The following is a 9,656-nucleotide window of genomic DNA, read 5'->3' on the forward strand; positions in this document are numbered from 1 at the left end:
ACATGAGTGGCCTACCTCCGGCGATCTTCCTCATGGGGCCCACGGCCGCGGGCAAGACCGACCTGGCCATCGAGCTGAGCAAGGTGCTGCCGTGCGAGCTGATCAGCGTCGACTCGGCCCTGGTCTACCGCGGCATGGACATCGGCACCGCCAAGCCGTCGCGGGCGGTGCTCGATGCCCATCCGCACGCACTGATCGATATCCTCGATCCGGCGCAAAGCTACAGCGCCGCCGACTTTCGCCGCGATGCCTTGCAGGCCATGGCGCAGATCACCGCGCGGGGCAACATCCCGCTGCTGGTTGGCGGCACCATGCTGTATTTCAAGGCTTTGCTCGAGGGGTTGGCGGACATGCCGGGCGCCGATGCCCAGGTGCGCGCCGATCTCGAGGCGCAGGCCGCGCTGCACGGCTGGCAGGCACTGCATGACCAGCTTGCGGCGGTCGATCCGGTTTCTGCCGCGCGCATTCATCCCAACGATCCGCAACGGCTGATCCGAGCGTTGGAGGTCTACCGCGTGAGTGGTTCGAGCATGACCGAGCTGCGCGCGCGACAATCTGCGCAAAGTACCGAGGCAGGCGCATTGGCAAGCGGGCAATTGCCCTATACTGTGGCCCACTTGGCAATCGCACCCGCCGATCGCTCGGTGCTGCATGAGCGAATTGCTGTGCGTTTCGGACAAATGCTGGAACAAGGCTTCGTCGACGAGGTCACTGCCTTGCGTGCTCGAAGTGACTTGCATGCTGGGCTTGCGTCTATACGAGCGGTGGGCTATCGGCAAGTCTGGGATCATCTGGATGGCCAGCTGACCGAGGTGCAGATGCGCGAACGCGGCATCATCGCCACGCGCCAATTGGCCAAGCGACAGTTTACCTGGTTGCGCAGTTGGGCCGATCTGCACTGGCTCGACAGCCTGGCCATCGACAATCTGCCTCGCACCTTGAAATACCTGGGTTCGGCCTCCATATTGAGCTGAGTCCCGCAATTGCCGTCTATCCTTGGGTCTGACGGTCAGAGCCTTCATCTTTTCAAAGCTTTTCCACTATTGATCCTTAAAGGAGTGCGGCACATGTCAAAAGGGCATTCGCTACAAGACCCTTACTTGAACACCTTGCGTAAAGAGAAGGTCGGCGTCTCGATCTATCTGGTGAACGGTATCAAGTTGCAGGGCCAGATCGAATCGTTCGACCAGTTCGTCATTTTGCTGAAGAACACGGTCAGCCAGATGGTCTACAAACACGCTATTTCCACGGTTGTACCGGTGCGTCCGATTCGTCTGCCAAGTGCGACCGAATCCGAGCAGGGCGACACCGACCCAGGTAACGCTTGATAGGAGTCTGCCTTGTTCTTTGAGCGCCACGGTGGTGGTGAGCGAGCGATCCTCGTTCATCTGGATGGTCAGGACCCTGAGGCGCGCGAAGACCCGCAGGAGTTTCAGGAGCTGGCCATCTCGGCCGGCGCCGAAACTGTCGCATTCGTCAATGTCGCCCGTCATCGGCCCAGTGCCAAATTTCTGATCGGCAGCGGCAAGGTCGAGGAGCTGCGTGACCAGGTCAAGGCCGAGCACGCAGATCTGGTGATCTTCAATCACACCCTCACACCCAGCCAGGAGCGCAACCTCGAGAAAGTCTTCGAGTGCCGCGTGCTGGACCGTACCGGTCTGATCCTGGATATCTTCGCGCAACGCGCCCGTACCCATGAAGGCAAGCTGCAGGTCGAACTGGCCCAGCTCGAGCACATGAGCACGCGGCTGGTTCGCGGCTGGACTCACCTCGAGCGCCAAGGCGGTGGTATCGGCCTGCGCGGCCCTGGTGAAACCCAGCTGGAAACCGACCGGCGTCTGCTGCGGGTACGCCTGCGGCAGATCAAGCAGCGCCTGGAAAAGGTTCGCAGCCAGCGCGAGCAGGCACGTCGCGGCCGCCGGCGAGCCGACATTCCGTCGGTGTCCCTAGTGGGCTACACCAACGCCGGCAAGTCGACCTTGTTCAACGCCGTCACGCAGTCCGAGGTGTACGCGGCCGACCAACTGTTCGCCACGCTCGACCCGACCTTGCGCCGACTCGAGTTGAACGACCTGGGGCCGGTAATCCTGGCCGACACGGTGGGTTTCATTCGTCACCTGCCGCACAAGCTGGTCGAAGCGTTTCGCGCCACCCTCGAGGAATCGAGCAACTCCGACCTGCTGCTGCACGTGATCGATGCCCATGAGCCCGAGCGCATGGCGCAGATCGAACAGGTCATGGCCGTGCTCACCGAGATCGGCGCGCAAGGCTTGCCGATCCTCGAGGTGTATAACAAACTCGACCTGCTCGAGAACGTCGAGCCGCAGATACAGCGCGATGCCGACGGCAAACCGGTCAGGGTATGGGTGTCGGCGCGCGACGGGCGCGGCCTTGAGCTGGTCAAGCAGGCGGTTGCCGAGCTGCTCGGCGAAGACCTGTTCGTCGGCACGCTGCAGCTGGGCCAGACACTGGGCCGCCTGCGCGCCCAGCTGTTTTCGCTGGGCGCGGTGCAAAGCGAAGCGCATGATGAGCAAGGTGGCAGTCTGCTGGCAATACGCCTGCCGCGTGCGGAGCTCAATCGCCTGGTCAGTCGCGAAGGCATGGAGCCCGCTGAATTCATCGAGCAACACACTTTGCAATAAAAGCCTCGTGTGGCAGCTGTGCTGTCATGTCGGGCATTCTGTAGCATTGGTCGGCGCGCCGTGGGTGCGTCTTTGCTTTATCAGATGGAGAGCGCTATGGCTTGGAATGAGCCGGGTGGCAACTCGAACAATCAAGATCCTTGGGGTGGTAAACGCCGTGGAGGCGACCGCAAGGGGCCACCGGATCTCGACGAGGCCTTCCGCAAGCTGCAGGACAGCCTGAACGGGTTGTTCGGCGGTGGAAAGAAACGCACAGGTGGCGGTGGCGACGGTGGAGGCACGTCCAAGGGCGGTGGTCTCGGCCTGTTGGGCATCGGCCTTGCCGTGCTTGGCGCGATCTGGCTGTACAGCGCGGTGTATGTGGTCGACGAGCAGGAGCAGGCCGTGGTGCTGCGCTTCGGCAAGTACTACGAAACGGTGGGTCCGGGCCTGAACATCTATTTCCCGCCGATCGACCGCAAGTACCTGGAAAACGTCACGCGCGAGCGTTCGTATACCAAGCAGGGGCAGATGCTCACCGAAGACGAGAACATCGTCGAAGTGCCGCTGACCGTGCAGTACAAGATCACCAACCTGCAGGACTTCGTCCTGCGCGTCGACCAGCCCGAAATCAGCCTGCAGCATGCTACCGACAGTGCGCTGCGCCACGTGGTGGGTTCCACCGCCATGGACCAGGTGCTGACCGAAGGCCGCGAGCAGATGGCCGGCGAGATCAAGGAGCGCCTGCAGCGTTTCCTCGACACCTACCAGACCGGTATCACTGTGACTCAGGTCAACGTGCAGAGCGCGGCAGCCCCGCGTGAAGTGCAGGAAGCCTTCGACGACGTGATCCGCGCCCGGGAAGACGAGCAGCGCTCGCGTAACCAGGCCGAAGGCTATGCCAATGGCGTGATACCCGAGGCTCGCGGTCAGGCCCAGCGCATCATCGAAGATGCCAACGGCTACCGCGACGAAGTCGTATCGCGCGCCAAGGGTGAGGCCGACCGCTTCACCAAGCTGGTCACCGAGTACCGCAAGGCTCCCGACGTAACCCGTCAGCGCCTGTACCTGGAAACCATGCAGGACGTGTACAGCAACACCAGCAAGGTGCTGGTGGCCAGCAAGGAAGGTCAGAACAACCTGATCTACCTGCCGCTGGACAAGATGGTCGGTGGCGACCGCAACAACAGCAGCACGCCTGCCGCCAGCACGCCGGCTTCGGCCAGCGACGCCGCCGGCGCACGCGCTGCGGCCGACCTGCAGCAGCAACAGCGTGAAATGCGTTCAAGGGAGAGTCGCTGATGGGCAATAAATCTGTGATCGCCCTTGTCGTCACCGTCGTTCTGGCGGTGGCAGCATGGAACTGCTTCTACATCGTTGCGCAAACCGAACGTGCGGTCCTCCTGCAATTCGGCCGCGTGGTTCAGGCCGATGTCCAGCCTGGCCTGCATGTGAAGCTCCCGTACGTCAACCAGGTGCGCAAGTTCGATGCGCGGCTTATGACCCTCGACGCCCCGACCCAGCGGTTCCTGACCCTGGAGAAGAAAGCGGTGATGGTCGATGCCTATGCCAAATGGCGTGTGAAGGATGCCGAGCGCTACTACACCGCTACTTCCGGCATGAAGCAGATCGCCGACGAGCGTCTGTCGCGACGTCTCGAATCGGGTCTGCGTGACCAGTTCGGCAAGCGCACCCTGCATGAAGTGGTGTCGGGCGAGCGTGACGCGTTGATGTCCGACATCACTACGTCGCTCAACCGCATGGCAGACAAGGAGCTGGGTATCGAGGTCATCGACGTGCGCGTCAAAGCCATCGACCTGCCCAAGGAAGTCAACCGCAGCGTGTTCGAGCGCATGAGCACCGAGCGTGAGCGCGAGGCGCGCGAGCACCGTGCCAAGGGTAACGAGTTGGCGGAAGGCATCCGTGCCGACGCCGATCGCCAGCGTCGTGTGCTGTTGGCCGAAGCCTATCGTGAGTCCGAGGAAGCGCGTGGTGACGGCGATGCGCAGGCAGCGTCCATCTACGCCCAGGCCTACGGTCAGGATCAGGAATTCTATTCCTTCTTCCGCAGCCTGCAGGCATACCGCCAGAGCTTCGCCAACAAGAGCGACGTGATGGTGCTGGACTCCAAGAGCGATTTCTTCCGCTTCATGGAGAAGTACAAGCCCTGATCGGCTTTCCCCGTCGAGCGGTTTAACCGTTCGGCGGGGTGAACGATCGGCGAAACGTGTGTATGATGCGGCAGCCGGGAAATTCCCGGCTTTTTTGCGTCTGCAAGTTAGATTGGCCGATTCATAGGCCCGGTTCATGAGGACATTGCCCCGCGACCTGCTTGCGGTGGGCGATTTCTGCTTCACTCAAGGCTAGCCCGACGGCAGGCCGCCCGGATCATAGGGGAAAGGCGTAATGGCAACGGTAGACCGCTGGCTGCTGCCAGATGGCATCGAAGAAGTACTGCCGCCCGAGGCTGCGCGCATCGAAGTCGCGCGGCGTCAGGTGTTGGACCTGTTCCAGAGCTGGGGTTACGAGTTCGTCGTAACGCCGCACATCGAATACCTCGAGTCGCTGCTGACCGGTGCCGGGCAGGACCTGGACCTGCGCACCTTCAAGGTGATCGACCCGCAATCGGGTCGGCAGATGGGCTTCCGTGCCGACATCACGCCGCAGGTGGCGCGCATCGATGCGCACACCTTGCGCCGTGAAGGGCCGAACCGCCTGTGCTATGCCGGCAGTGTGCTGCATGCACAGCCGCGGGCACTGTCCAGTTCGCGCAGCCCGATCCAGCTGGGCGCCGAGCTGTATGGCGATGCCAGTCCGAGCAGCGACGTGGAAGTCATCAGCCTGATGCTGACCATGCTGGAAATGGCCGATGTGCCAGACGTGCACATGGATCTGGGGCACGTCGGTATCTACCGCGGCCTGGCCCGCGCGGCCGGGTTGTCGGGCGATGTCGAGCAGCAGTTGTTCGATGCCCTGCAGCGTAAGGCCATCGACGAAGTGATCGTCCTCACCGAAGGGCTGCAAGCGGACATCGCCGAGATGCTGCGTGCCCTGGTTGGCCTGTGTGGCGGTCGCGAAGTGCTGGCTCAGGCCAAGGTACGCCTGGCCAACGCACCGGCGCCGGTGATGACCGCACTGGACGACCTGCTGGCGATTGCCGAGCGGCTGTCGTTGCGTTTTCCACAATTGCCGCTGTACTTCGACTTGGGCGAGTTGCGCGGTTATCACTATCACACCGGCGTGGTGTTCGCCGTGTTCGTTCCAGGCATGGGCCAGTCCATCGCCCAGGGCGGCCGCTACGACGACATTGGTGCGGACTTCGGCCGTGCCCGCCCGGCAACCGGTTTCTCCACGGACCTCAAGTCCCTGGTGACGCTGGGTCGGGCCCGGATCGAACTGCCCGTCGGTGGCGTCTGGATGCCTGACAGCACCGATGCGGCCTTGTGGCAGGCAGTCTGCCAACTGCGCCGCGAGGGTCGCCGCGTGGTCCAGGCATTGCCGGGACAGACGATCGAGGCTGCCGGCGAGGCAGATTGCGATTGTCAATTGATTCAGCAGAACGGGCAATGGCAAGTGCTGCCACTGGCCTCTTGAGTTTTCCTGCCGGCCGCTGCCGGCACCAAGTTTGCGCGAATGAGGACAAGTGTTATGGGTAAGAATGTCGTAGTCCTGGGCACCCAATGGGGTGATGAGGGCAAAGGCAAGATCGTTGATCTGCTGACCGAACATGCTGCCGCGGTGGTGCGCTATCAAGGCGGCCACAACGCCGGCCACACGCTGGTCATCGACGGCGAGAAAACCGTCCTGCACCTGATCCCTTCGGGCGTGCTGCGCGAGGGCGTCCAGTGCCTGATCGGCAACGGTGTGGTAGTTGCACCCGACGCTCTGATGCGCGAGATCACCAAGCTCGAGGACAAAGGCGTACCGGTGCGCGAGCGCTTGCGTATCAGCCCGTCCTGCCCGCTGATCCTGTCTTTCCACGTGGCGCTGGATCAAGCCCGTGAAAAGGCCCGTGGCGAGCTCAAGATCGGCACCACCGGTCGCGGCATCGGCCCGGCGTATGAAGACAAGGTTGCTCGTCGCGGCCTGCGTGTGGGCGACCTGCTCAACATGCCGCGCTTCGAAGACAAGCTGCGTGAACTGGTGGATTACCACAACTTCATGTTGGTTGGTTACTACAAAGAGCCTGCCATCGAGTTTGAAAAGACTCTGGCCGAGTGCAAGGAATACGCAGAGCTGCTCAAGCCGCTGATGCTCGACGTGACTGCCGAACTGCACGACCTGCGTCGTGCCGGCAAAGACATCATGTTCGAAGGTGCCCAAGGTTCGTTGCTCGACATCGACCACGGTACCTACCCGTACGTGACCAGTTCCAACACCACCGCGGGCGGCGTTGCGACCGGCTCCGGCGTTGGTCCCATGTTCCTGGACTACATCCTGGGCATCACCAAGGCGTACACCACCCGTGTAGGTTCGGGTCCGTTCCCCACCGAGCTGTTCGACGAAGTCGGTGCGCACCTGGCCAAGCAAGGCCACGAGTTTGGCGCGACCACCGGCCGGGCTCGTCGTTGTGGCTGGTTCGACGCCGTCATCCTGCGTCGCGCTATCGATGTGAACAGCATCTCGGGCATCTGCCTGACCAAGCTGGACGTACTCGATGGTCTGGAAACCATCAATATCTGCATCGGCTATAAAGATGCGGAGGGCAAAGACGTTGCCCCCACTGACGCTGACAGCTACGCGGGCCTGCAGCCCGTGTACGAAGAAGTGCCGGGTTGGAGCGAGTCGACCGTGGGTGCCAAAACCCTGGAAGAGCTGCCCGCCAACGCTCGTGCCTATATCAAGCGTGTCGAGGAGCTGATCGGCGCACCGATCGACATCATCTCGACCGGGCCGGACCGCAACGAAACCATCGTGCTGCGTCATCCGTTCGGCTGACAGCGGTTCGCGCAACACAGCACAGGGCCCTTCGGGGCCCTTTGTCGTTCAAGCAACAGGCAAACCTTCTCGGCACGGCCTTTGCTGTGTGAGTCCTCAATCAGGCGCCATCATCAGAATGGCGTCAATAAAAAGGGGATTCACATGTCCGCTGTCCTTTCTCTTCTGCGCAGCCGTTTGCTGCGTCCGGTCTTCATCGCCTTGGGCATCGCTCTTTTGGTGCAGGTGCTGGCCGCCATTGCGCTGACCCGAAGCACGGTCACCGCGCTTGAATCGGACCTGGACCGTCGCATGGCTCAGGATAGTCAACGGCTGACGGGCGAGCTGCAAAGCGCGAGCGCGGAAGTGTCTTCCGGCCTCGAGAGTCTTTCGGGCAATACTCGCCAGCGCCTGAGTGCCGGTTTGTCGGCGCGTTTGAGCGGCGAGCAGGCGCAGATCCGCGCCACGCTGGACAAGGACCTGCAGGAATCGGCCACCGACATGGCCGAATTGCTGGCCTCGGTCGCGCCGCGGGCAATGTGGGATAACGATGTACCGACGCTTTCCGAGTTCGCCCGCCGTGCCCAGCGCAACCCCAACGTGCTGTTCGTGATCTACAACGACGCCCAGGGCGAGCACTTGACCCGTTACTTGAACCGCGACAACCCCATCAACCAGGCGCTGTTGGCCAAGGGCGCCGGTGAGCGAGCCTTGGACAAGGTGCTCGATGCGGCCAAGACAGACCCGGCGGTGATCTATGTCGAGGCCTCGATCAACCCCAATGGCGCAGAGATCGGCCGGGTACTGATGGCTGTCTCGCGCACCGGTGTAGAGGCCGAGGTGGCCGAACTGGACAAGCGCTTCGCGGCATTGATTGCCAGTGCGGGGCAGTTGGTGGGCGAGAGCCTGCAAGGCGCCTCGGCCGAAAGTGCCAAGGCGCTGCAGGCGCGTCTGCAGTCGGCGGAATCGGCGGCGGCGACCATGCAGGCCAATACCCACAACACGGTGCAGGCCGCTGCGGCGCAGTTGCGCTGGCGCATCGGGCTGTGTCTGGCCCTGGTCGGCATGGTCATGCTGGTGGTGCTGGCCGCGGTACTGGGGCGGCGCGTGGTGCATCGTCTGCGTCTGCTGGTCGGTGCGCTGGATGATCTGGCCGCAGGCGAGGGTGATCTGACCAAACGCGTCGCTATCCACAGCCGTGACGAGATCGGCGACATGGCGGCGGCGGTCAATCGTTTCGTCGACAAGCTGCAGCCTATCGTTCGCGAGGCGGGTGAGGTGGCGCACAAGACCGGTATCGAGATCGGCAGCATGGCCCAACGCAACGCTGGTGCCGATGATGCCGCTCGACTGCAGCGCGATGAAGTGGCGCAGAGCCTGCACGACCTGTCGCAGATGGCCGATGAGGCTCAGGCCGAGAGCCAGGCGATGCAGTCGGCCTTGCAGCAGGTGGCGCAGATTCGCAAGGCCACCGACGACAATACCCGTGCCTCGCAACAGGTCGGAGGGTTGATCGAGGCGTTGGCCGGCCAGGTGCAGAGCGGCTCAAAGGTGATCGAGCGCCTGGCCGAGCAGAGCCAGCAGATCGAGGTGGTGTTGACGGTGATCCACGGGATCGCCGAGCAGACCAATCTGCTGGCGCTCAATGCCGCCATCGAGGCGGCGCGGGCTGGTGAGACCGGGCGCGGTTTCGCCGTGGTCGCCGACGAGGTGCGCGCGCTGGCAAGCAAGACGCAGAGTTCGACCGGCGATATCCAGGCCCACATCGGCGCTTTGCAGGCCGGGGCGCGGGAAGCGGTGGCGGCTATCGGTCAGGCCGGACGGCAGGCGGACGAAGGCTTGGCAGTGCTGCGCGACAGTGCGCGGCTGCAGCAGGCCGTTCAGGCTTCGGTGGAACAGGTGCACTCGGCGATCGGCCTGGCAACCCAGGCGGCCGAACAGCAGGCGCGAGGCGCGCAGGCGGTGAAGGGCAGGGTGCAGGTGATTCACGCCCAGGCAGAAAAAGCAGCGTTCGCGGTACAGCAGACCACGGCCAGCAGCCGAGAGCTGGACAAGCTCGCTGCCCAGCTCAAAGCCAGCCTGGGCCAGTTCCGCGCCTGAAGCCGCGCTTCGGTCTGC

8 protein-coding genes are annotated in these 9,656 nt (G+C 63.0%); all 8 read left to right on the plus strand.

Going from position 1 to position 9,656, the window contains the following annotated elements:
• Window positions 1-2: 2 nt before the first annotated feature.
• The 8 genes from miaA (at window position 3) to H7993_RS16230 (ending at window position 9,638) form a co-directional block, all read left to right on the plus strand.
• Window positions 3-974, plus strand: coding sequence for a tRNA (adenosine(37)-N6)-dimethylallyltransferase MiaA (miaA, locus tag H7993_RS16195; RefSeq protein ID WP_185794991.1), 972 nt, complete (start codon window positions 3-5; stop codon window positions 972-974).
• A 93-nt stretch (window positions 975-1,067) separates the two neighbouring features.
• On the plus strand, window positions 1,068-1,328 hold the full coding sequence (gene hfq / locus H7993_RS16200; protein WP_043191144.1) for an RNA chaperone Hfq: 261 nt from the start codon (window positions 1,068-1,070) through the stop codon (window positions 1,326-1,328).
• 12 nt (window positions 1,329-1,340) lie between these two features.
• The gene (hflX, locus tag H7993_RS16205) at window positions 1,341-2,642 is read left to right on the plus strand and encodes a ribosome rescue GTPase HflX (RefSeq protein ID WP_122480372.1); all 1,302 of its coding nucleotides are present in this window, start codon (window positions 1,341-1,343) and stop codon (window positions 2,640-2,642) included.
• Between the two features lie 96 nt (window positions 2,643-2,738).
• Window positions 2,739-3,923 carry an FtsH protease activity modulator HflK gene (gene hflK, locus H7993_RS16210; protein ID WP_122714618.1) on the plus strand — a complete coding sequence of 395 codons (1,185 nt, stop codon included), beginning with the start codon at window positions 2,739-2,741 and terminating at the stop codon, window positions 3,921-3,923.
• Window positions 3,923-4,792: a protease modulator HflC gene (gene hflC / locus H7993_RS16215; protein ID WP_122480370.1), complete on the plus strand. Its 870-nt coding sequence runs from the start codon at window positions 3,923-3,925 to the stop codon at window positions 4,790-4,792. Before hflK ends, hflC begins: the two co-directional genes overlap by 1 nt.
• A 235-nt stretch (window positions 4,793-5,027) precedes the next feature.
• Window positions 5,028-6,215, plus strand: a complete 1,188-nt coding sequence (locus H7993_RS16220; RefSeq protein ID WP_122480369.1) for an ATP phosphoribosyltransferase regulatory subunit — start codon at window positions 5,028-5,030, stop codon at window positions 6,213-6,215.
• 54 nt (window positions 6,216-6,269) lie between these two features.
• On the plus strand, window positions 6,270-7,559 hold the full coding sequence (locus H7993_RS16225; protein ID WP_185794992.1) for an adenylosuccinate synthase: 1,290 nt from the start codon (window positions 6,270-6,272) through the stop codon (window positions 7,557-7,559).
• A 144-nt stretch (window positions 7,560-7,703) separates the two neighbouring features.
• On the plus strand, window positions 7,704-9,638 hold the full coding sequence (locus H7993_RS16230) for a methyl-accepting chemotaxis protein (protein ID WP_185794993.1): 1,935 nt from the start codon (window positions 7,704-7,706) through the stop codon (window positions 9,636-9,638).
• The last annotated feature ends 18 nt before the right edge of the window (window positions 9,639-9,656 follow it).

Source organism: Pseudomonas baltica, from assembly GCF_014235765.1.
GTDB lineage: Bacteria > Pseudomonadota > Gammaproteobacteria > Pseudomonadales > Pseudomonadaceae > Aquipseudomonas > Aquipseudomonas baltica.